The sequence below is a fragment of the Streptomyces tateyamensis genome, assembly GCF_003205575.1.
Taxonomy (GTDB): Bacteria; Actinomycetota; Actinomycetes; order Streptomycetales; family Streptomycetaceae; genus Kitasatospora; species Kitasatospora tateyamensis.
In genome coordinates, this window is record NZ_PYBW01000277.1 from 1 (window position 1) to 352 (window position 352).

A 352-nucleotide genomic window follows, 5' to 3' on the forward strand; every position below is an offset into this window, starting at 1 on the left:
GAAGCGGGCGAGGCGCTGGTGGCGGGCGGGCATAAGGCGCAGCCAGGAGTGACGCGGTGGCAGTGAGCGGACGGAGGAGTGCGGGTGGCGGTCAGGGCGGCGGTCCGGGTGGAGCAGGTGGGACGGGTGCGGACCGTGATCCTGTCGCGGCCCGAGGTGCGGAACGCGGTGGACGGCCCGACGGCGGGGGAGTTGCTGCGGGCGTTCGAGGAGTTCGAGACGGATGACGGAGCGTCAGTGGCGGTGGTCTGGGGGGGGGGGGGGGACTTCTGTGGCGGGGGGGGCCTGGAGGGGGGGGGGACCGGGGGGGGGGAGCGGCTGGCGGCGGGGGGGGGGGGGGCGGAGGGGGCGG

1 protein-coding gene is annotated in these 352 nt (G+C 77.8%); it reads left to right on the forward strand.

What is annotated here, in order from left to right:
* Window positions 1–135: 135 nt before the first annotated feature.
* Window positions 136–352 (forward strand): enoyl-CoA hydratase-related protein (locus tag C7C46_RS33325; protein ID WP_425470166.1); only part of this gene is annotated, 217 nt, incomplete at its 3' end.